The 21,497-nt window shown below is 61.8% G+C and carries 23 protein-coding genes and 5 pseudogenes; 20 read left to right on the forward strand and 8 right to left on the reverse strand.

All coding sequences use genetic code 11. From position 1 onward, the window contains the following. The 3 genes and pseudogenes from IVA74_RS25150 to IVA74_RS25160 all read left to right on the forward strand — a co-directional run. Positions 1-382, forward strand: a 382-nt coding sequence (locus IVA74_RS25150; protein WP_247349007.1) for a sensor histidine kinase, incomplete at its 5' end; no start/stop codon positions are given. Between the two features lie 476 nt (positions 383-858). Beyond that, positions 859-1,508: pseudogene (locus tag IVA74_RS25155) on the forward strand (Ku protein); the annotation flags it as partial. Positions 1,509-1,636: 128 nt separating this feature from the next. Further along, the gene (locus IVA74_RS25160) at positions 1,637-2,317 is read left to right on the forward strand and encodes an adenylate/guanylate cyclase domain-containing protein (RefSeq protein ID WP_247349008.1); all 681 of its coding nucleotides are present in this window, start codon (positions 1,637-1,639) and stop codon (positions 2,315-2,317) included. Here IVA74_RS25160 and IVA74_RS25165 read toward each other — a convergent pair. Continuing rightward, entirely contained in the window at positions 2,248-2,535 is a 288-nt protein-coding gene (locus IVA74_RS25165) for a DUF1330 domain-containing protein (RefSeq protein WP_247349009.1), read from the reverse strand. The two genes, IVA74_RS25160 and IVA74_RS25165, sit on opposite strands and share 70 nt — an antisense overlap. Positions 2,536-3,027: 492 nt before the next feature. Here IVA74_RS25165 and IVA74_RS25170 point away from each other — a divergent pair, with 492 nt between their 5' ends. Next, positions 3,028-3,588: a type 1 glutamine amidotransferase domain-containing protein gene (locus tag IVA74_RS25170; protein WP_247349010.1), complete on the forward strand. Its 561-nt coding sequence runs from the start codon at positions 3,028-3,030 to the stop codon at positions 3,586-3,588. 178 nt (positions 3,589-3,766) lie between these two features. Here the strand turns inward: IVA74_RS25170 and IVA74_RS25175 are convergent. Beyond that, positions 3,767-3,974, reverse strand: a pseudogene (locus tag IVA74_RS25175) (alpha/beta hydrolase); the annotation flags it as partial. A gap of 144 nt (positions 3,975-4,118) precedes the next feature. Here IVA74_RS25175 and IVA74_RS25180 point away from each other — a divergent pair. The 9 genes and pseudogenes from IVA74_RS25180 to IVA74_RS25215 form a co-directional block, all read left to right on the forward strand. Then, positions 4,119-4,550 (forward strand): DUF2231 domain-containing protein, encoded by a 432-nt coding sequence (locus IVA74_RS25180; protein ID WP_247448022.1) that lies wholly within the window; start codon positions 4,119-4,121, stop codon positions 4,548-4,550. After that, positions 4,547-5,869, forward strand: a complete 1,323-nt coding sequence (locus IVA74_RS25185; RefSeq protein WP_247349012.1) for a sorbosone dehydrogenase family protein — start codon at positions 4,547-4,549, stop codon at positions 5,867-5,869. The genes IVA74_RS25180 and IVA74_RS25185 overlap by 4 nt, the downstream gene beginning before the upstream one ends. Positions 5,870-6,245: 376 nt before the next feature. After that, positions 6,246-7,514, forward strand: a complete 1,269-nt coding sequence (locus IVA74_RS25190; protein WP_247349013.1) for a M20 family metallopeptidase — start codon at positions 6,246-6,248, stop codon at positions 7,512-7,514. A gap of 62 nt (positions 7,515-7,576) precedes the next feature. After that, the gene (locus IVA74_RS25195) at positions 7,577-8,242 is read left to right on the forward strand and encodes a trimeric intracellular cation channel family protein (protein ID WP_247349014.1); all 666 of its coding nucleotides are present in this window, start codon (positions 7,577-7,579) and stop codon (positions 8,240-8,242) included. A 51-nt stretch (positions 8,243-8,293) separates the two neighbouring features. Further along, the gene (locus IVA74_RS25200; protein ID WP_247349015.1) at positions 8,294-9,523 is read left to right on the forward strand and encodes an amidohydrolase family protein; all 1,230 of its coding nucleotides are present in this window, start codon (positions 8,294-8,296) and stop codon (positions 9,521-9,523) included. A gap of 77 nt (positions 9,524-9,600) precedes the next feature. After that, the gene (gene ygiD, locus IVA74_RS25205; RefSeq protein ID WP_247349017.1) at positions 9,601-10,380 is read left to right on the forward strand and encodes a 4,5-DOPA dioxygenase extradiol; all 780 of its coding nucleotides are present in this window, start codon (positions 9,601-9,603) and stop codon (positions 10,378-10,380) included. 87 nt (positions 10,381-10,467) lie between these two features. Further along, a pseudogene (locus IVA74_RS41255) lies at positions 10,468-10,704 on the forward strand (NAD(P)H-dependent oxidoreductase); the annotation flags it as partial. A gap of 37 nt (positions 10,705-10,741) precedes the next feature. After that, positions 10,742-10,963, forward strand: a complete 222-nt coding sequence (locus IVA74_RS41260) for a hypothetical protein (protein ID WP_346730980.1) — start codon at positions 10,742-10,744, stop codon at positions 10,961-10,963. Positions 10,964-11,244: 281 nt separating this feature from the next. Next, positions 11,245-11,388, forward strand: a pseudogene (locus IVA74_RS25215) (Ku protein); the annotation flags it as partial. A 256-nt stretch (positions 11,389-11,644) separates the two neighbouring features. On the opposite strand, the gene IVA74_RS25220 reads toward IVA74_RS25215, so the two are convergent. The 3 genes from IVA74_RS25220 to IVA74_RS25230 form a co-directional block, all read right to left on the reverse strand. Then, positions 11,645-12,502: a hypothetical protein gene (locus IVA74_RS25220; RefSeq protein WP_247349019.1), complete on the reverse strand. Its 858-nt coding sequence runs from the start codon at positions 12,500-12,502 to the stop codon at positions 11,645-11,647. A gap of 250 nt (positions 12,503-12,752) precedes the next feature. Then, entirely contained in the window at positions 12,753-13,763 is a 1,011-nt protein-coding gene (locus IVA74_RS25225; protein ID WP_247349021.1) for an AI-2E family transporter, read from the reverse strand. 302 nt (positions 13,764-14,065) lie between these two features. After that, complete coding sequence (locus tag IVA74_RS25230) at positions 14,066-14,461, reverse strand: PRC-barrel domain-containing protein (protein ID WP_247349023.1); 396 nt, start codon at positions 14,459-14,461, stop codon at positions 14,066-14,068. 111 nt (positions 14,462-14,572) lie between these two features. Between IVA74_RS25230 and IVA74_RS25235 the strand changes: the two genes are divergently transcribed. Continuing rightward, a complete protein-coding gene (locus tag IVA74_RS25235; protein ID WP_247349025.1) occupies positions 14,573-14,884 on the forward strand; it encodes a hypothetical protein in 312 nt (103 codons plus the stop codon). A gap of 12 nt (positions 14,885-14,896) precedes the next feature. Here IVA74_RS25235 and IVA74_RS25240 read toward each other — a convergent pair whose 3' ends face one another. After that, positions 14,897-15,541 carry a response regulator transcription factor gene (locus IVA74_RS25240; protein ID WP_247349027.1) on the reverse strand — a complete coding sequence of 215 codons (645 nt, stop codon included), beginning with the start codon at positions 15,539-15,541 and terminating at the stop codon, positions 14,897-14,899. A gap of 100 nt (positions 15,542-15,641) precedes the next feature. On the opposite strand from IVA74_RS25240, the gene IVA74_RS25245 reads away from it, so the two are divergent. After that, entirely contained in the window at positions 15,642-16,967 is a 1,326-nt protein-coding gene (locus tag IVA74_RS25245) for a histidine kinase (RefSeq protein ID WP_249804301.1), read from the forward strand. A gap of 88 nt (positions 16,968-17,055) precedes the next feature. After that, positions 17,056-17,427 (forward strand): nuclear transport factor 2 family protein, encoded by a 372-nt coding sequence (locus IVA74_RS25250; protein ID WP_256467628.1) that lies wholly within the window; start codon positions 17,056-17,058, stop codon positions 17,425-17,427. Positions 17,428-17,604: 177 nt separating this feature from the next. Here IVA74_RS25250 and IVA74_RS25255 read toward each other — a convergent pair whose 3' ends face one another. Then, positions 17,605-17,838: a hypothetical protein gene (locus IVA74_RS25255; protein WP_038935000.1), complete on the reverse strand. Its 234-nt coding sequence runs from the start codon at positions 17,836-17,838 to the stop codon at positions 17,605-17,607. Positions 17,839-17,978: 140 nt separating this feature from the next. On the opposite strand from IVA74_RS25255, the gene IVA74_RS25260 reads away from it, so the two are divergent. Beyond that, entirely contained in the window at positions 17,979-18,320 is a 342-nt protein-coding gene (locus IVA74_RS25260; RefSeq protein WP_247349029.1) for a DUF1236 domain-containing protein, read from the forward strand. Positions 18,321-18,396: 76 nt separating this feature from the next. On the opposite strand, the gene IVA74_RS25265 is transcribed toward IVA74_RS25260, so the two are convergent. Further along, positions 18,397-18,813, reverse strand: coding sequence for a sensor histidine kinase (locus IVA74_RS25265; protein ID WP_247349030.1), 417 nt, complete (start codon positions 18,811-18,813; stop codon positions 18,397-18,399). Positions 18,814-18,932: 119 nt separating this feature from the next. On the opposite strand from IVA74_RS25265, the gene IVA74_RS25270 reads away from it, so the two are divergent. The 3 genes and pseudogenes from IVA74_RS25270 (at position 18,933) to IVA74_RS25280 (ending at position 21,488) form a co-directional block, all read left to right on the forward strand. Then, positions 18,933-19,331: a hypothetical protein gene (locus IVA74_RS25270; RefSeq protein ID WP_247349031.1), complete on the forward strand. Its 399-nt coding sequence runs from the start codon at positions 18,933-18,935 to the stop codon at positions 19,329-19,331. A 485-nt stretch (positions 19,332-19,816) separates the two neighbouring features. Further along, positions 19,817-20,238: pseudogene (locus IVA74_RS25275) on the forward strand (hypothetical protein). A 161-nt stretch (positions 20,239-20,399) separates the two neighbouring features. Beyond that, positions 20,400-21,488: a DUF1236 domain-containing protein gene (locus tag IVA74_RS25280; protein ID WP_247349032.1), complete on the forward strand. Its 1,089-nt coding sequence runs from the start codon at positions 20,400-20,402 to the stop codon at positions 21,486-21,488. Positions 21,489-21,497 lie beyond the last annotated feature (9 nt).

The raw sequence follows: 21,497 nt of genomic DNA on the forward strand, positions 1-21,497 counted from the left end.
GACCAATTTCGAGGTCGAGAGGCCGGTCTTCTGCGATCCGGCCCGCATCGCCCAGTTGTTCTCGAACCTGCTCGGCAACGCGATCAGCCACGGCGCGCCGGACCAGCCGGTGCTGGTTGAGGCGAGCGCCTCAGCAGAGATGTTCGAGCTTTCCGTGGCAAACGCGGGTGCAGCCATTCCGGAAGGGGCTCGCAAGCGCCTGTTTCAGCCGTTCTACCGGGGAGAGGCGCATGGGCCTTCGCAAGGACTTGGGTTGGGGCTCTACATCGCGGCCGAAATAGCAAAGGCCCACGGTGGCTCGATCGGGGTCGCTTCGTCCCAAGCGGAGACCAGGTTCACGTTCCAGATGCCGCTGGAAGGCGAAGGGGCGCTACGCCCCTAGTGGTCTCACCGCAAGCCGGCAATTGCGATTGGCAGAGTTTCCGCTCGACCGCCCGCCCTGGAGGCTCATGACACAAAGACTGAAAAATCGGAGCCGCAGATTGACGCGTGGCAGTCGAGGCAGATCGTCGATGGGGCGACCGATACTGCCATTATCACCACGAATCTACAGGGGCGGCTGACGGGCGGGAATACCGGACCTTCCAAGATCCTCGGATCGAAGCCAGCCGAAATGCTCGGGCATTCGCTTTCCCAGGTGTTTGCCGATCAGGACTAGGAAGCCCATCTCGTGAAATTGAGGACGCGCTGGCGAAGGGCAAGGGCGGCGGCGAGGAGGGCTGGCGCCTGCGCAAGGATGGCTCACGGTTTTGCGCCATTAGAGAGCTCAGCCCCATCGTGGACAAATCGGATTAAAAGAACCGGGATTCACTTTGAGGAGCGCAGACTCGTTCCCGGAACGGTGCACCTCTCGCGCGATTAGCACTCGAGAGGGGAAAAGGTGTGTCGGAAGCGGATCGGTTTAAGAGCAGGGCTGAGCAATGCCGACGCTGGACGGCAAGGTCGGCCAATGACGCCTTCGCCGTGATCCGCGAGACCATCCGCGAGATGGACAAGGTCGCGATCGGGCGCGTGGTGCTGACCAACCGCGAGCACATCATCGCGCTCGAGGGGCGAGACAAAGGATTGATAGGCACCCTGCTGCGTTATCCCTACGAAGTCCGCGCCCCGGCGGAGTATTTCGACGAGATCCAGGACGTCAAAGTCACCAAGGACATGCTCGACCTCGCCAGGCACATCGTGAACCAGAAGGCCGGCACCTTCGAGCGAAGTTCGAGGATCACTACGAAAGCGCGCTGGTCGAGCTCATCAACCAGAAGCGCGCCGGCAAGCCCATCACCCCGAAGGAGCGGCCCCGCGGCAAGAACGTCGTGGACCTGATGGACGCGCTGCGCAAGAGCGTCGGTGGCGCCGCGGCCAAGACCGAGGCTCCGAAAAAACCGGCCAAGAAAGCGAAGAAGGCGTCCGCTGGCCAGAAGGAAAGGCTGATGCCGATCGCGGGCAAGAAGCCGGCCAAAGAGGCCGCGGCGAAGAAGCCGGCCGCGCGGGCGCGGCGGAAATCAGCGTAGCACTCCCTGACGCATCCGATGGCTCCTTCATCGCGGTTCCCCGCCGACTTCGAACTCGACGCCTTCCATCGACTTATACAAGCATCTGCGGCAATTAGATTCGCCCAGGGTCAGCGAGAGGGGCAGAGATGACCGACGAATCGAGGGTTTCAGGTTCCACATTCAAGTGGAATGTCGCCGCCTCTCAGATCTGGAGCTCTGAAGCTACGGCCTTTCTGAATGGCGGCGGTGACGCGGGCCGACTGATCGCGGAGCGCGACTGGTCTGCAACGCTTGGACCGCTCGATGCCTGGCCGCAATGCTTGAAGACGGCGAGGTCGATTCTGCTTCGCTCGCCCGTGCCGCATGTGATGCTATGGGGCGAAGACGGCATCGACCGGCATCGAGGCAATCTGGTGAAGACCACGGGAGACGGCGTGCTCGCCACCTTCGACGGGCCCGGTCGTGCGATCCGGTGCGCGCTGTTGTTCAGCAGTGCCGCGCATCAGATCGGCTTGCCGGTACGCGCTGGTCTGCATACGCGACATTGGGGGCCCGTCCACGCGGCGGCGCGCGTCATGTCGCAATCCGCGCCGGACGAGGTGCTGGTTTCGCGAGTTGTGACCGATCTCGTCGCGGGCACGGGACTGCGGTTCAGCGAGCGCGGTTCGTACGAATTGAAGGGCCTGCCGGGCAAATGGTTCTGTTCGCGGCCACCGGTTAGCCTCTGCGTCCCCACCAGCCACCTTTCGTCCACCGATCAGGCGCCGGGAAAAGCCCAGATGTTCATGGTAGCTATACCCTCGCGCAGCTTCTTGATCGAAACGTAGTCCGGCGAATTCCAGAATGCGTGGATCGCCTGCATGTCGGGAAACTCGAACATGACGACGGGGCGCTGATCGTGTTCGCCTTCCAGCACCTCCACCTTCGCCCGTCTGGCTGCAAGCTTTCCGCCAAAGCTGGCTATGAACGGCACGACGGCCTGCACGTATCTCTGGTACTGCGCTTCGTCCTTGATGGTGTTTTGGACAATGAAATAGGCGGGCATAATCAACCTCTCGCGGCAATGATCTGAGAGTAGAAGACGTGCAGCCTAGCATGCTTCTGGGGGCTCGTCCCACTTGTAGTCCCTTGTCGCAAATAACTGGGGACTGCCACCGGCGAACTCATCCGGGAAGCGCGCGACGGCTGAACCTCCGAAGGTGCAGCAGCGATTCTCGTCAATCGTCGGCCGGGCACTCGGGGCAAGCGTCCCCGATCGAGTCCAGCACGTCCCGGATCCTCACGAGTGACGCTTCCGGAAAAATGCCCGTCCGCAACAAAGCGGCGTGCTGCAGCTTCTCCGATATCGGAAACTGCTCCCGTGACGATGACGACCTTGCCTGGGGAACCTGTCGGCCATGCGACTCTCCTGCTGCTTCTAATCCCTCTTGACCGTGGTCGCGGCGGTCAGATCCTAATTCCCGGCCGATCCGGCTTTCAGGAACGATGTTCGAGACCATCGATTGTTGGATGAAACCCAAAACGAAGGATTGGACTCATGGATCTGAGCGGCAAAAAGATCGCCATTCTCGCCACGAACGGCTTTGAGCAGGCCGAGCTGGAGGTGCCACAGGAGCGCTTGAAGAAGGCTGGCGCGACGGTCGACATCGTTTCGCTCGCCGCAGGCGAGATCAAGGGCTGGGACGAGAAGGATTGGGGGCGCCCGGTAAAGGTCGACAAGACGCTCGACGAAGCATCGGCCGCCGACTACGACGCGATCGTATTGCCCGGCGGGCAGATCAATCCGGATCTCCTGCGCGTCGAGCCCAAGGCGCTGAAGTTCATCAAGGATATCTTCGATGCCAAGAAGGTCGTGGCAGCCGTCTGCCACGCTCCTTGGCTTCTCGTCGAGACCGGAATCGCGAAAGGTCGCAAGATGACGTCGTTCAAGTCGATCAAGACGGACGTTGCGAACGCCGGCGCGAAATGGGAAGACGCAGAGGTCGTCGTCGACCAGGGCGTCATCACCTCCCGCAACCCGGGCGATCTCGAGGCCTTCTGCGCCAAGATCGTGGAAGAGGTCAAGGAAGGTCGACACACGCAGCGCAGCGCGGCTTGACGACAATGAGGAGCGCCAAATTATCGGGCGACGCGGGCTCGCAAGCTCGCATCGCAATCGTTGAATCTGGCGAGGAAGCATTCACGACCCTCACAAAGCTCGCCAAAGATGCCGGAATCACCGCGGCATCTCTTACCGCCGTCGGCGCCTTTGAAAGGGCGACCCTTGGCTGGTTCGAAGGCGTCATGGCGGCGGACCATCCCATGTGATTGTCTTCAAAAAACCCGAGCAGCTCTGCGATCTGCTTTTCGTTGAAGCCGCCCACGTACTCGCCATCATCCGAAAAGGTCGGGTGCCTTCGAAGAGGCCAGGAGGCCGATCATGGCGCTGACCGAATGGCCGACGAAGACAGCGTCCTTGAGGTTTAGTTCGCGTCCGATTTCGACCGCCAGCATCACCTTTTTTGGCGGTCCCTTACCGCGCAGAATCGCGTGTTCCGAAAAACTGAAGACCGTTGTCGTCCCCCGGATTTCCGTGCAAAGATCGGGACTGGCCGACTTTAATCAGGCCGCAGTAAACGGGAGGAAGATATGGCGCGGCCAATTGTCCGTACGCATGCGCTACTGCACCCGTTTTTCGTTGGACTGGGGGGCGCGCTGCTCATGGCCGCTCTGTTCACCGACTATATGTACACAAGCAACTCGCTGTCGCAGTGGGCCAACTTCTCAGTTTGGCTGATCACAGGGGGCCTTGTGTTGGCGCTCATCGCAACGATCTTCCTGGTAATCGACGTCGCGCTTGGAAGTGCCGGGCCGATCCGCTGGCTCGATTTTGGGTTGATAGCGGCTGCCGCATTCCTCTCCCTGGTCAACGTCTTCGTTCATACGCGTGATGCGTGGACTTCCGTTGTCCCAACTGGGATCACCCTATCCACCATCGTCACGATCCTGCTCCTTGCCGCCGGTCTTCGCGGATGGTGCGTTACCGCCATCAAGAGCGCGGGCCGGGGAGAAAGCCGATGATCGGGACCCGAGTTCGAGCGACTTCTGGATTGATAATCTTCGCTTTGGTCGCCGCCTGTAGCGACAAAGGCGGCGATCCATCAAAGCAGTATGGGCCTAATCCCGACCTTCCCGAGGCTCATCAATATCTGGTGCCGCCCATGAGCGTACCGCAGGCGGTAGGCTGGAAGACCGGCGAAACGCCCACGGTTCCAGCTGGCATGCGCATCCAGGCGATGGCGACCGGACTGATGCATCCGCGCATCGTCTATCCATTGCCAAACGGCGATATCCTCGTCGTCGAAGCCAACGGTCCCGGTACCAAACCATTCCGGCCCAAGGATTACATCTCAGGCAAAGTGAAGGCGCGCGCCGGTGCGTCCGACAAGGGCGGCAATCGCATCACTTTGTTGCGTGACGCCACCGGCGACGGCGTTCCGGAGATGACGACTGTCCTGGTCGACCATCTGCACTCGCCGTACGGCGTCGCATGGGTGGCGGACACTTTGTACGTCGCCAACACCGACGCGATTATCGCCTTCCCCTTCACACCGGGACAGACGCAAATCACGGTGCCCGGAACGAAGCTTGCCGACTTGCCCGCGGGTCCGATCAACCATCACTGGACCAAGTCGATGGTGGCCAGCCCGGACGGGTCAAAGCTCTATGTCGGGGTCGGCTCCAACAGCAACATCACCGAGAATGGGATAGACATCGAAGAAGGGCGTGCAGCGATCTACGAAGTTGATCGTCTGACGGGCGCCAAGCGCCTTTACGCGACCGGAACGCGCAATCCGACGAACCTCGCCATCCAACCTGGAACGGGGCAATTGTTCGCTGTGGTCAATGAGCGGGACGAGATCGGGCCGGATCTGGTTCCGGATTATCTCACATCCATCAAGGACGGCGGTTTCTATGGCTGGCCCTATAGCTATTGGGGACAGCATGAGGACGCACGCGTCCATCCGCAGGACCCTGCGATGGTGGCGAAGGCGATCAAGCCGGATTACGGCCTCAGTTCCCATGTTGCGGCACTCGGCGTTGTATTCAGTCAAGGAGAAACGCTGTCACCAGAGTTCGCTAACGGCGCGTTCGTGGGTGAACATGGCAGCTGGGATCGCGATCCGCTGAACGGCTATCAGGTGATCTTCGTTCCTTTCGCGAACGAACAGCCGAGCGGGATGCCGACCCCGGTGCTGACGGACTTCCTTGCGCCGGATAAAAAAACGGTTCACGGGCGGCCGGTCGGCGTAGCACTTGACCGGACTGGGGCACTCGTCGTCGCGGACGATGTCGGGAACGCGGTCTGGAGAGTGAGCCGCTCTGTTAACGGTAAATGAGCGCGCGATCCGACATTGACTAAGCCGTGGCTCGGATCGTTGCGAGCCAATTTGCAGCGCTCAGACTAGTCGCGAGCGAACGCAATTTCGCGCGCCGGTTAGCGGATGGATCACTGCGACGATCAATGTCGAGCCGTAGTCGGGCGCAGCCCGGTCGTTGATCGGCGAGACACGCGCTGAGACCGACCGTAGGATCCACGACGAAAGACCCGGGCGCCTTTCGTCGCCGAATCTCTCATGCGGCTGTCAAGGTGGTGTGCAACGTCTCGCAGGCGTCAGTCTCGCTCGAAGAAGTGAGTTGCGCAGGATGAGAATGGGCGCGAGGCTGGAAAATAGAGTTCGCCTATGGCGTCCAGTGGGCGGAAAGGGTCGATCCATGGCCAATACTCAAGCTCTTTCTTCCGAGCCAGTGCTGCGCGATCTCGACGGGCTCCTTCCCGATCTGGAAGCCCTCTACAAAGACGTGCACTCTCACCCCGAACTTTCGATGCAGGAGACCCGCACGGCGGGTTTGGCGGCCGACCGGCTTCGTGCCGCTGGTTACGAAGTCACGACCGGGGTCGGCAAGACTGGCGTCGTAGGTCTGCTGCGGAACGGCGAAGGGCCCACCGCAATGCTGCGCGCCGACATGGATGCGCTGCCGGTCCAGGAGGCAACCGGTCTTTCCTACGCCAGCAAGGCGACGGCGACGGATCGCGACGGCAATACCGTTCCTGTCTCGCATATGTGCGGCCACGACATGCACGTCACCTGGCTGGCGGGCGCCACCAAGCTGATGGCGGATGCGCGGACCTCTTGGCGCGGCACATTGATAGCAGTCTTCCAGCCCGCCGAGGAAACGGGCGAAGGCGCGCAGGCCATGATCGACGACGGCCTATTCAAGCGCTTTCCCAAACCGGACGTGATCCTGGGCCAGCACGTCATGGTGGGCCCGTCTGGCACGGTCGCCGGCCGCGCAGGCGCGATCACATCGGCGGCGGACAGCCTTCAGATACGGTTGTTCGGACGAGGGGCGCACGGCTCGATGCCTCAGGCCAGCATCGATCCCGTCGTCATGGCCGCCTCGACCGTGCTGCGGCTGCAGACCATCGTGTCGCGCGAAGTGGCCGCCGCCGAAGCCGCCGTTCTGACCGTGGGCGTCCTGCAGGCAGGCACCAAGGAGAACGTCATTCCGGACGAGGCCATCATCAAACTCAATGTCCGGACCTTCGACGCCGGCGTGCGCCAGCGCGTCCTGGCCGCCATCGAGCGGATTGCCAATGCCGAAGCGGCCGCTTCGGGAGCGCCTCGACCGCCGGAGATCACGACCATCGATCAGTACCCTCTCAACGTGAACAATCAGGAAGCTACCAGCCGAGTGGTGGATGCGTTCCGAGGATATTTCGGCACCGACCGTGTCCGGGCAACGGGGCCGGCCCCCGCCAGCGAGGATTTCGGGTCGTTTGGGTCCGAATGGCATGTGCCATCGGTCTTCTGGTTCGTCGGTGGCACTGATCCGGCGACCTATGCGAAGGCCAGGGAGGCGAACAAGATCAACGAACTGCCGGTCAATCACAGTCCGAAATTCGCGCCCGTTCTCCATCCCACGCTGCAAACCGGCGTCGAAGCGCTGGTCGCGGCGGCACGCGCCTGGCTGCCGGCCTAGTGCCCGGTTTCCAAATCGATCGAAGCATGCTCGTCCTCTCTTGAGGCAGGAGAGCCGGATCAATGGACAAGCTTCCGATCGTGCTCGATCTGACCGGTACTTTCGTCTTTGCACTCAGCGGAGCATTGGCAGGCGCGAGGCGAGAGCTCGATCTGTTCGGCGTTCTGGTCTTGTCGTTCGCTGCTGGCAATTCGGGAGGGATCACGCGCGACCTCCTGATCGGCGCCGTGCCGCCCGGCGCGGTCGGCGACTGGCGCTATCTCGGCGTGTCGCTTCTGGCCGGCATCGTCACTTTCTACTGCTCGCCCCTCATCGTGCGGATGTCGAATCCCATCCTTATTTTCGACGCGGCGGGCCTCGCGCTCTTCGCCGTCGCTGGCTCGTCGAAGGCGCTGTCGTTCGGGCTCAATCCGGTGATGGCGACGGTGCTGGGCATGGTCACCGGGATCGGCGGCGGCATGGTGCGCGACGTCTTGCTGGCCGAGATTCCGACGGTGCTGCGCGCCGAGCTCTACGCCATCGCGGCCCTTGTTGCGTCAGCTATCGTCGTGGTCGGCCACATGATGCAGTTGCCGATCGCCGCGGTCACGTCGATGGCGCTGATTTCATGCTTCTTGCTCCGCGTCATGGCGATCAGGCGTGGCTGGCGCCTTCCGGTCGCGAAAATCGCGAAACGCAAGGACGCCGACGCCGCGAAGCGAGATCAGACGGGACCCGGAAGATCCTAAGCGCGGATGCGCGACGATCGTCTTCAAATTCCACGGAGAGCGGAGGCTGGAATGGCAAAGACGGTCATCGTTTGTGGCAAGCTGTTCGACGGCCTGAGCGACACCATACGCGGACCGGCGGAGATCCTGATCGAAGACGATGCCATTTCCGAAGTGTCGGACTCGGTCGGACGTCCGGACGGTGCGAATGTCGTCGACCTCGGCGACCGAACCGTGTCCCCCGGCTTCATCGACACCCACGTTCATCTCTGCATCGACGGCTTGAATCTGGCGCGGCAAACGTTGCAGTGCTCGCCGGCCAAGGCGCTGGCCGGCCTTTACTATGCGCAGCAGTACATGCGCTACGGCTTCACGACGCTTCGCGACATGGGCACGCTGGATCCCGAGTGGCCGACCGTCAACCTGCGCGATGCCATCGACGGCGGTTTCGCGCGGGGACCGCGCCTGATCGTCGCTCCGCACATGATCAGCGCGACCGCGGGTCATGGCGACATGCAGGGCATGTTCCCGTGCCGATGCCATATGGGACTGTCCAGGGTCGCAGATTCTCCCGCCAAGATTCGCGAGCTGGTTCGCATGGAGCACGCCTTTGGCGCCAACTGGATCAAGACCATGAACACCGGCGGATATATGAGCGCCGGCGACGACCCGGCGAGAGTGACCTGGTTTGAGGACGAGATGCTGACCCTCGGGCAAACCGCGCAGCAGCTCGGCCTGCCGCTGGCGGTCCACACGGGCGCTGCGGAGGGGTGCAAACAGGCCTTGCGCGCCAGCGCGCGAAGCATCGAGCACTGCTACCTCATCGACGACGAGGGCATTGCGATGGCGGAAGAGGCGGGCGCGTTCCTCGTCCCTACCATGCAGATGACCCGCGAGGACAAGGCGCTTCTGAAAGAAGGCAAGCTCCCCGAGCACGCGGTCTGGAAATTCCGCCGCGACGTGGCGGCGATCGAGGAGGCACAAAAGCTCATTGCGCGGAGCAATGCGAAAGTGGCTTACGGGACGGACTGCGGGATGTTTCCCTTCAGCGAAGGGATTCTCGAGTTTCAGGCCATGGTGGCGGCGGGCCTTGCTCCGGTGCGTGCATTGAAGGCGGGCACCAGCGTCGCCGCGGAGCTTTTGCAGCGCGATGATCTCGGGGCTATTGCTCCGGGCAGGACGGCCGATATCGTCGCGATGCCGGGAGATCCCGTAGAAGACATCGCCGCAACGGCGAAGGTGGATTTCGTTATGAAGGGCGGTCGCATCTACCGCCACGGATCGCTGGATATACTACAGTGATGAGCCTACGTTCCAGGACGGCTGCGGCGCCATAGGGCGCCTCGCGCCTCGTTGGAGAAGCACGAAGGGCAGTAATGATGACCAGACTGACCCCGGCGATCTTCTTTGGCCACGGTAACCCGATGAATGCGATCGGGCAGAACTCTTATACGGACGGCTGGAGCCACCTTGGGCAGACGATGTCGCGGCCAAAGGCCATCCTGTCGATCTCCGCGCATTGGTACGTGCCGGAGACCGGCGTCACCATAACCACCGCGCCGCGCACGATCCACGATTTCGGCGGGTTTCCACCCGCACTCTATCGGGTCGAATATCCGGCTCCCGGCGATCCCGCGCTCGCGCGTAGGGTTCAACAGCTTCTCGCGCCGCTCGACGTGAAACTGGATCATTCCTGGGGACTAGACCACGGCACGTGGTCGGTCTTGAAGCACGTCTATCCGGCTGCAGACGTTCCCGTCGTCCAGCTCAGCATCGACGAGACCAAGCCGGCATCGGTCCATTTCGAGATTGGTAAGAAGCTCGCGCCGCTGCGGGAAGAAGGGGTGCTGATCGTCGGCAGCGGCAACCTCGTCCACAACCTACACGCCTATGCCTGGGGCGGGCATCCGCGCGATGCCTACGACTGGGCTCTCCGCTTCGAGGAACGCGCGAAGGAGTTCATTCTGGCGCGCAAATTCGCGCCGCTGATCGAATATGAGGAGATGGGGCCCGACGCGACGCTGTCGATTCCGACGCCGGAGCACTACCTTCCGCTGCTGTACGTTCTGGCGACCGGTCAGGCGGCCGAGACGGCTGGCTTCCCGATCAACGGCGTCGACGGCGGATCGATCTCCATGTTGACGGTGAAGATTGGATGACGACTTAGAACCGGAGAGATGGCCATGGCCAAGACGACAGACGTAGCCATGATCGTGGGCAGCCTGCGCAAGGGGTCGATCAATCGCATGGTCGCGAACACGCTCATCGAATTGGCACCGGCGGAGCTCAAGCTCGGCATCGTCGAGATCGGGCAACTGCAGCTATACAATCAGGATCTCGACGACCAGCCTCCGGCCGAGTGGTCGGCGTTCCGTGAGCGAATCGCGAGCTCCAACGCGGTCCTGTTCGTGACGCCCGAGTACAACCGCTCCATTCCTGCCGCGCTCAAGAACGCCCTGGATGTCGGCTCCCGACCCTACGGGAAGAGCGTGTGGAACGGAAAGCCCGGCGCGGTTGTGAGTGCCTCGCCCAGCGATCGGAGGCTTCGGCGCCAATCAGCATTTGCGGCAGACGTTCGTGTTTCTCAACATCCCCGCCATGCAGCAGCCCGAAGCGTATCTCTGCTTCGCCGACAAGTTGTTCGATCAGCGAGGCAAGCTGACCAATCCCGACACCAGCAAGTTCCTCCAAAACTTCATGAATTCCTATGCTGCATGGGTCGTCACCAACGCCAAATCGTAGTTGTCCTTGCGGTTCGCAGCCCGTCGCGGAAATGCGCCGTCCCTACTTTCTTCCACAGAGCGTCCGGACCATAGAGCCGGGTGGCATCTGCCTTCTGGATTCCGACGATCTTAGCGCAGCGGCGGCGGCCTCACCCTCAGAACGTGTTGCGGAATTTGGCTCAGCGGCAGCGCCCCTCCAGAGGGAGCCGGCCGAGCTTCCGCGCGCGGGTCGTCCAGGAGCGCCTGCCAGTATCCACAGATCGTCTGTCTGGAGCCAAGCCGGGCTTGGACGGCCCGTTTCCGCGAGACAAAGGCCTGATAGGCCCCCTACTTCGCCATCCTTATGAGGTCCGCGATCCTGCGGAGTATTTCGACGAGATCCAGGACGTCAAAGTCACCAAGGACATGCTCGACCTCGCCAGGCACATCGTGAACCGTTCCTCTCTCCGACAGTGGAATTAGCTTTCCATGGCGCAAGTGGGAGGCGTCGCAAGGATGCGAGCATGGATGGTGAAGTTTTGGCGCGAAAGAGGCCCGCCGACCTGACGGGCCCCTTGCTTCAAGGGGCCGACCTGACGGGCCCCTTGCTTCAAGGCTGTCGCTGGTTGTGATGATCCGCTCAGCGCAGGAGCATGATCAAGATGATGAGTGGGATCGGGATTCCGACGAGCCAAAGTAGAATCGGCATGGTTTTTACTCCTCAGTTTCGAGCTGCTGACGGTTGAGTTGGTGAACGGAAAGCATTCTTTCCCCATGTCAGGTCACGAAGTCCGCCGCCTTCCATGGCGGCAAGGGCTGCGGAGAACGCGCCGATGAAAAGCGACAGCGTCAGCCAGATCGCTGTCTGCATTGCAGCCTTGCGGGCATTATCCAGATCCGTTTTCGCTTGGGTCACTACGTCGTTCACGCGCTTCTCCGCATCGGCCTGGCTCAAGCCCGTACGGGCGGCCACTACCTTGGCAACATAGGCTTTGTCGGTCGGCGTCACGTCGTTTCCGACGCGAAAGTCTGCGGTGAGTAGGCGGATCATTTCCGGACGTGGATCAGATTGTTGACCCTGCGCCGACAGATCGTTAGGACGCAGCAGCGTGTCGACATATCCCGCCATTGGACCAGAGTTGGCCGCTGCTTGAGTGGCGCCGCCGAGCGCGCCTCCCAGTAAAGAACTTGCGGGTGATGCCAGTAGCAATGCGCCGAGCACGGATGCGACTGCCCAGGCCAAAAAACCGTGGGCCGTATCTCGGAACTGCACCTCGGTGGAGTGGACGCCCACCCACTTCGTTCGGAGACGTCCGGCGAGATAGCCCCCGATCGCGGAAGAGAGCATCGCCATGACGATGAAGTAAAGTCCTGTGCCGATTTTGAAGGTTGTCGCCGATACGCCGGAATGTCCCCATGGCGATACGACGGCGAACCCCATGCCTACGCCGAAGGATAAAAGAACCAAGGTCAGAGCGAGCGAAGCCGCCGCTCCAGCCAACACCGCCGCCCAGGAAACGCCGGCTATCGATGGCTCGACTACGTCCGCTCCTGCCGTGCGTACCAATCCTTCAGACATCTCAGATCCTCTCGTGAGCTTGTGCTCAAGAAATGCGCAGGCTCGCTCTAAGTTCCTTTGAGGAAACTTACCGGGTCGGAAGATGGGAGCTGAAGAAGCGACTTCGATTGCCCAGATCGGAGTGATGTCCTCGGCAGGCTTACCTGTCTCTGGCTTTGCCTAGACGGCGGTCCATCACCGCGCTTGGCCCCTGCGGTGTGCTCGCTTGGTAGGGAAGGCAATCAGGACTTCTGTCAATCGGATCGCGTGCCTATGACGGTCGAAATATCCATTCGCGCCACACCGTCAACAAAGCCGCCATTACGACCGGCCCCAGGAATAAGCCGATGAGTCCGAAAGCAGCCAAGCCTCCGAAGATCCCAACGAAAGCGAACAGAAAGGGCAAGCGCGCCGAACCGCCGACCAGTACCGGCCACACGAAATGGTCCCCCGCCAGCATGATAACCGCTCCCCAGCAGAAGACGCCCGCCGCCGCGGCTTCCTGTCCGTTCGATATCACAGTGAGCGCCGCCGCGGAAAATGCCACCCAGGCACCAAAAGGGAGCATCGCGAAAGCGGTAGTAAATATGGTGAACATGACAGCGTTCGGCACCCCCGCAACAAGATAGCCGACGCCGATCAACATCCCCTCCCCGACCGCGACCACGACCGTACCGTTCACAGTGCCGCGGATGGAATCAACGATCTTTTCGACTACACCTTCACCGGGATGGCCAAGGATTCTTTCGCTCGTTTCCAGGAATCGGCTCGCGACGGAACGGCCGTTGCTGAGCAGAACGAAAAGCGCGACCAGGGAAAAAAACAGCATGAACATGCGGTGCAGCAGCTGGCCGCCCAAGGTGTTGAAAAGATCTGATGCGCTATCAGCACTGATCGCTTTCAACCAGCCTGTCGCCGCCTGCGGGTCAGAAAGATTGGCGCGCCACCACTGCTGCGCGATCTCCGCTGCAATCGGCAGCCGGGCGATCCAATCGGGCACTTCGATGCCGCTCTCGCGGGCCTTCTTCAGCCAATCCGCGATTTCCCCGCTCTGCTGCGCGACCTGATAGATCGCGAGGGACATGGGCGTGAAAAGGATGAGGGCAACGAAGCACGTGAAGACGAACGCGGCCCAGCCTGATGGGCCCGAGGTCACGCGAGTCGCGCAAGCTGCGTAAAGGGGCCAAAGGGCAACTGCCAATATGGTGGCCCATATCAACGCGGCGAGAAAGCCAGCGGCGGTCCAAAGGGACAGTGCGACGATCACCAGCGCGAAAACCACGCGTGCATTCTTGCGAGCGTCCGATCCAAGTGGCAACGGTTTGTGCCCCGGTTTCGCCAGGCCGTTTTCGTCCGAGTCGACCGACTTGGTCCGGCTCGGTTTCCTTCGGCTCACGCTCGGAGTTGTCCGTCTCACGTTTCCTACAAATTTGGTTGCGCCGAGAAGCGAAATACGCGTCACCAACGTCAGATTGTCTGGATCGGTTGACGGGGGCAGCAGTCGCGCCGACCGAACGGGACACTTCCCCCTAAATCGGAGAACGAGCGTTAAAGTCGGGACGCTCGCTCTCCGCAATAACTTGTCTACTTCTTCTCCGGCACCCAAGTGGTGCTTGCTCGATCGTATTTGAAGCCCGGCGCGCCCTTCAAATCGTGCTTGGTTTCGTCGAGGGTCAGCCACCACTTATCGTTCTTCTCGGCTGTCTTGACCGCCGTGAAAGGCACGATGACATCCTTCTCGGCGGCGCCGAGAAATCCGCCGACTCCGATCACCAACCCGGCGATCTTGCCAGACTTGTCGACAAGGATGTCGTCGATATCGCCAATCTTGCTTTCCTTCGGGTCGTACACGGCTTGCTTGTAGTAATTCGTCACTGTCCAACTTTCCGTCGGCGCCGCCGTCAGCACGGTGGTCGCCGCGAATGCGCCGGTTGCCATCGTTGCCGCCAGCAGACATCCGATTGCGAAATCTTTCTTCATACCCGAACGCCTCGATCAGTAGTGGGGCCCGTCCAACGGGACAACGTGGCAAATGTTCCGACGATGGAACGTCGCCGCTCGCTGCGCAGTTGAGGAGGTCAGGAGCTGCTCATGAGCCTCAAACGACGGATCGAAAACCTCGGACCCTACCAATCGCTGTTTCTCTTGGCGGTGCCAACGGCGACGGTAGAGCCGTTGAAATTGGTCGCGGTCGCGATTGCCGGGGAGGGTCACTGGATCGCCGGGACTGCCATGATCGTGACGTGCTATCTGCTCAGTCTGGTGGTGGTCGAACGGCTCTTCGTCACCGTCAAGCCCAAGCTGCTGACCATTCCGTGGTTCGCGAAGCTCTGGACGACAATCCTCGCTGTGCGCACATGGGCCGCCGCATCTTTCCGGCGGCTGCGTGAAGGGACGAGTTGAATGGCTGCTTCGTCAGTGCAGGTCGATCTCGACGGCGATCCTGACGAGGTCCGAATGGCTTTTGGCGCCGAGTTTGGTCTTAAGCGCCGAGGTCGTGTTGGCGACGGTCTTGTAAGAGATGCCGAGTTCCGACGCGACTTCCGATATCCGGTCGCCCCGGCCTAACAGCCGCAGTATCTCGAGCTCGCGTGCACTCATCTGCGTCAGGGGGCTGGCCTTAATCGCCGCGCCCGCGAAGGTCGTCGCTTCGGCCAGTCGGGGGGAGACGAAGCGTTCGCCCGCGGCCACTTTCCGGATCGCCTTGGCCAGGATACGGGGATCGTCGCTCTTCGAAACATACCCCTGAATGCCCATCTCGACGGCGCGCGCCACGAAGGCAGGATCGTCGCTCACGCTGAGCATGACGATCCGGGCGGCCGGGTCATCCTTGCGAATCCGGCGCGTCAGTTCGAAGCCCGTCAGATCGGGGAGCCTGAGGTCCACGACAGTGACGTCCGGATCCTTCTGCAGGTATGCCCGATGACCCGTCTTCGCGTCAAAGGCCTCCTCGATCTCAACGGAAGGGTCCGATGCGAACAGAGCGCGGCATCCCGATACGACCACAGGATGGTCGTCGACGATCAGCACCCGAACGACCGATTTTGCCTTATCCTGCACCAACGATTCCTCGATTCACACGACAGGAACGCCGCGGGGGCCTCATTGGTTCGGAATTGCCCGAACAGAAGATGAGGCACTGCGCTCGAAGGAGCACGAATTGCACAAGATCTGGAGCGTACTTTCCTTCCGGCAGCGGCTGCTGTTGCCGATCGCCGCAATGATCCTTAGCGCATTGATGTCCGGAGCGGTCGCACTTCTCGTCTTCTCGCCGGACCAGTTCGAGTACGAAAACGAGCAGGAAGCCGGCTCCGCTCGAGCGGTCGCGAACGCTCTCAACGCGGCACTGAAGGCTTCCCGCAATCCCGAGGAGACGCTCGACGCTTTCGGCACCAATCTCGGAAACGTCGAGGCGGTCGGGTATCTTTCTGGGGGCACGGCTGCGCCCAAGCGCACCGCGCGCTTTAACGGCAGTAAGGTGCCGGCCTGGTTCGTCTCGAACCTCGCCATTCCTGACCTCACGAAGAGCTATCCGATCGACATAGGGACTGCCCGGGTCGGCGCTATCGTGTACTCCCCGGACTTGTCGGCCGACATTTGGGAAAAGTGGATGGGCTTTCTGGCGATCATCTCGACCGGCTCGCTGCCGATGCTGTTCGCCGCGTTCGGCACGCATCTGGTTGCCGGAAGGACGATCCGCCCGATGGAGCGACTGGGCGCCGGCCTCACCCGGATGCGCGAGGGCGACTACGATGCGGTCATTCCTCTCACCGGTCCGCCAGAGATCCAACAGTTCTGCCGGGAGGCCAACCGCCTCGCTGCAACCCTGGAGCAACTGAGTCGCGACAACCGAGATCTCCTGCGTAAGCTCGTCTCGCTGCAGGACGAGGAGAGACGTAGGGTCGCGCGCGAACTTCACGACGAGATGGGGCCTCTGCTTTTCGCAATCCGCGCCAACGTCGCGGCACTCTCGGAAAGCGCGCCCGAGAGCAGCGCGCCATTGCAAGGCTTGGTCGAGGCGGCCGAAGCCCTGCAGCAGGCCAACAAGCGTATCCTTCAAGGATTGAGCCCGCTCTACCTCGAGGCACTGGGTCTGTTCGGAAGCCTCGAGGCGCTGTTGCGCGACGCACGCAAACAAGCCCCGGGGATGCGAATCCGATCGAATATCGGGCGTGATCTTGACGCCCTCGATGACCTGTTGTCGCAGACGACCTACCGTGTGATTCAGGAAGGCGTTACGAACGTGCTGCGGCACGCAAATGCGTCCCACATGGATGTCTCGGCGACGATCGACATGGATAATCTGAACATCGAAATCGCGGATGACGGCTCCTCGCTCCCGGACTTTAACTTCGGCCGCGGTCTGACCGGCATGTCCGAACGCGCTCGCGCGCTGGACGGCAAACTCGAGCTTTCGCGCGAGAACGGCCGTACGATCGTGCGCTGCAGTCTTCCGATCCATCGCGAGACAGTCGACCAATCCTAAACGTGGAGCAAAACCGGCGGTTCATGCACTGTTCAACCCGCTCGGCGTAATTAAGCCCCGCCACCGGGCACAATACGCGAGGTGGAATATGTCGAGTTCAGGAACGGATTTCGACCCTGTCGGGGTCGTAATCGATTGGCTTGATGCGTGCCGCCAGCGTCGCTTGGCGGATCTATTGGAGCTTTATGCCGACGAGGCGACGCTCGATTTCTGCGACGGCGGACGCTTCGTCCGGCGGAGCGGCCTGCTTCGCTATTGGCAAGGCAAGCTGCAGGCCGCAACGCCGGCCGCTTTCGAACTCCGCGAAGTGCTGCCTGACGGGGAATGCGTTATCCTAGATTACCTAGATTACGACGGCACAGCCGCGCGGACCAAATTCTGGTTCGATGACGAGGGAAATACCAGCAGAACGCGCTGCACATCGCTCGGCAGCGCTGGCTCGAGATCCAACGCCGCATAGCTGAGCTGAAATTAAGTGAGCTACGGTGAAGAGGTCGCCATTTCGGCGAGTCTCTTCACCGGCACATTGCGATCAGTGCATGTGACCGATCAGGTAGATACCGCCGCCGACGAAGAGGACGGCCGGCACGGCCCACAGAATGAGGACGGGCATTGTCGTCTCCCTGAGTTGCTTTGGTTAGTTGGAGGAACAGACCTTGACGGTCTTCATCCCAGCTTCGGCCTCCGTGCGGGTCTTATAAACCGTGCCGGACGGGCTCACGACCGTCGTCGTCGTGTCGACGGGCTTCTTGTCGACGATGGTGCAATGTTTGGTCTTCGCGTCCTGCACGACGTAGAATTCGTCGGCCGCGAACGCAGGGGTCACGAAGGCCGCGATCAGAGTCGCAGCGGCAAGGGTTTTAAAGGTCATGTCGTCTCCTCCAGTGTTCCCGAGGCATATCCACGGGCGGACGCCAACGGGAAAAAGCGGCAATTGGTTCCTGGCGTGAGGAACATTGCCACAGTGGGAAGGTTCTTCGCTGCGCCGCATCCAGCGGCGAGGAGAACGAGATGAAGAAGTTGCTGCTGATTTCCGCCGCCGTGCTGATCTCGACGAGCGCTTTCGCTCAGACGACCGTCGTTACGACGACGGGAACGGGACATTCCGGCGCCGTTCAAATCGAGCCAGAATACCGCACGAAGATCCGGAGCTACGTCACTGAGCACAAGATCCGTCCGGTCGAGACGCGGGTGAAGATCGTTGTCGGCTCGCCGGTGCCGCGAGACGTCGAACTCGAGGCGGTGCCGACAGAGTGGGGGCCGTCGCTCACCAAGTATCGTTACGTCTATTCCGGCGAGCGCGTGATGCTGGTCGATCCCGAAACCCGCGCCGTAATTCAGGAAGTCGAATAAGCCACCGCGGCGGGTCGCGGAGGAGGCGCCCCGCCGCGAACTCGATCCCGACGCGCTCGAAAGAGATTGGCCCCGCTCAGGCGAGTGGGATTTCGATTTTGGCCTTGAGCCCGTCGGGATCAAAATTCATGTCGACGCGGGCGCCAAGTTGGTGCGGGAGAAGGCGTCTCAGAAGCTGCGTGCCGAAACCCATCCTAGTTGGCTGCGACGAAGGGTAGACGTCCCTTTCGAGCCACTCGAACGCCAAGCCGTCAGCGATCCGTTTCCAGACCACTTCCAGCTTTCCGCCGCGAGGGGACAGGGCGCCGTGCTTGACCGCGTTGGTGGTCAGTTCGTGCAGGGCCATGCCGAACGCCATGGCCGGCTGCGCCCCCAGAACGACATCAGGCCCGGCCAACGAAACACGGTCGCTGCTTTCGTCGGTATACATAGCTAATTCGTTCTCCAAGAGATCGCGCAAGGCGACATGCTCCTGGCCGCCGGCGGTGAGCATGGAACGCGTTCGAGAGTGCCTCGATGCGGCCGTTGAAGGACTTGCCGAACTCTTCCAGCGAACGCGCACTGCGGATCGTCGAGCCCGCCAGCGCCTGAACGGTCGCGAGGCTTGATCCGGTGTTCGAGCTCCTGAACCAGAAGGGACAGTCGCTGCTCGGTCTCGGACCGTCTCGCGAGCTCTTCGCCGCTGGCGGCCAGCGCGGTCCAGCCTTTGACGTTGCGACCGACGGTGACGTCGTGTCGGCAAACCACGTCGAGAACGTCTCGAGGCCCGCAACTGTCCAGACATTAGCTGCACATCGAGATCATGCGGCGACCTTTCAGGCCGCGCGACGCGCGCGATTCGTAATCCTGAAAGTCCGCCCGCTGGTCGCGCTGGAGCCAACCTATGTTGCCATTGGTCCGAAAGCCCTTGAATCCGCCGGCGCGGGCCTGCTCTTCGCTACGCAGCAGGCCGTCGGCCGCCGCCCGCTCTCGATGGCGCCGGCGACGGCGTACCATGTGCGCACATCGTGAATCTCTATTTGCTTTGCCAGCTCCCTCCGGTCGAAATCGCCGACTGCCGCCCGCAGCGCGCTGCGGGCGTCGTCGGCTCCGAACGGGTCCATCGCAACGAGTAGACATCGCTCGTCATTCTCAAGACCCGCCTTGAAATAGGGAACGATCGCATCGCGCAGCTCGTCGCCATTGGCAAGAATTGGCAAAGATGCGAGCCCCAAGGCAATTTATCGATGCCGGCAAGGCCGACTGGGGCGTGATCCGACATGCACATTTCCGGATTCCGCACCGCGCATCGGCGGGAATTAGTGGCACTCTAGCGCAAAGCGGAGCATATCGTCTGCGACAAACGTGCCGCAGAATCGCTGGGGCTGCTTGCACCCGCGGAATGCCGAAGGTTCCTTTGTTCACTATTGGACCGACATGATTTGCCGACTCGTCATCGCGCGTCCCGCCCACGATTTCGCGCGAGGTTCTCAGCCGCCGTTCCACGGAACGACGAAGTGAACTTTCAGGTCACAGTGCTGAAGATCCTGGCGAGTTACCCGCGCGGTCATGCCGCGATGGCGGACCTCAAGCGCGACATGGCAATACTGGCGACCAGCGGGCGCGAGTGGGCCGAGCGCACCAAGCGGCTCGCAGCTCGGGTCCCCGGCCTCGACATCTTCTCGCAAGGTCTTGTGGAGCGACTCGATGGCGGTTGGCGGATCACTGACAAGGGCAGAGCGGTGCTTGAAATGATGGAGGCGCGACTGGCATCCCCGCCGCTCCAAGCGCACGTGCACGAACTCACCGCGCCCGAACCCGCCAGGGACTTTGCGCGTCAATTGACTTCAATTCCCTCGCGCGGCGCAATCAACGCAGACAGGCCCGCCGCCGGCTGCGCCGTGCGGCGGCTGCGAAGCGAACGTCGCTGGCGAAGTAGCCGAGGCGACCACAGTCATCACGCCGCGGGATCCCAGAGCGAACTTCGGTTGATTAAATTCGAGTTCCGTTCGGCTCCAACGGGAAACTGCCGCTTCTTCCCGATTTCAGGAACGCTCGCCTGGCCGCGCGGTTGATGTGCGCTTTTTCTTGGAGGACACCATGATCAAACGCCAGTTGATGACGGCGACCGCAGCCATTCTGATTTCGACCGCCGCTTTCGCGCAGAGCAATTCCAAGGATGTTCCGAGCGCGAGCCCCTCGGCGCAACAGACCGATAAGTCGGCGCCGACTCCGCAGACGTCCAATCCATCGGCCACGACGTCGACGCAGTCGCAGGTTGCGCCCCCGCCCGCTTCGGCCCAGACCCCATCCGCATCTACGACCTCTCAGACGCAGAACACCGCCACCGACAGTACCCGTACCAACCAGAACTCGACCGCGACGAGCGGCGGCGGCAACAACACGTCCGCGCAGGGTAGTCAGCAGCCTGCTACGGCCAGCCAGACCCAGTCCGGGCAACCGGCGACCAACCAGCAGCAGTCGACTAATCCGCCGCCCTCCACAAGCGCCAACCAGGCGCAGCAGACGCCGGCGGCGACGGGCAATTCGTCGAACCCCTCCGCGCAGCGTCAGGATACCCAGCAGAATGCTGCCGGGCGAACGGGCTCGGAGAGGACCAATGTTTCGGTTCAACTCAGCGACACGCAGCGGACCCGCGTCAGCGAATCCGTCTCGCATCTGAACGTCCAGCCTCTCACCAACGTCAATTTCTCGGCGTCGGTGGGTACGGCCATTCCGCGCGACGTGCGCCTGCAGCAACTTCCGGCCGACGTCGTCGAAATCGTTCCGCAGTACCGGGGCTACAACTTTGTCCTGGTCCGCGACGAGATCGTGATCGTCGATCCTTCGAGCTATCAGATCGTCGCCACGATGCCCTACTCGGGGCGATCTACGGCGGCCGCGCCGGCGCCCCGCGAGCAGCGCAAGGTGACCTTCAGCGACCGTGATCGGGAGACGGTGCGCAAGCACGTGCGGACGGCTCCGGTCGAAAGGCGGACGACGGGAAGCACGGTGCGAACCGAGATCCGGAGAGGCGAACGCGTGCCTGACAGCGTCGAGATCGAAGCCTTCCCGGAGGACGTTTACCGGGACGCGCCGACGCTTCGCGAGTACCGCTACATCCACCGCGACAGCCGTACCTACATCGTCGAGCCGCAGGAGCGGCGCGTCATCGAAGAAATCGACTGAACTATAAAC

This window comes from Bradyrhizobium sp. 132 (assembly GCF_023074185.1).
GTDB lineage: Bacteria > Pseudomonadota > Alphaproteobacteria > Rhizobiales > Xanthobacteraceae > Bradyrhizobium.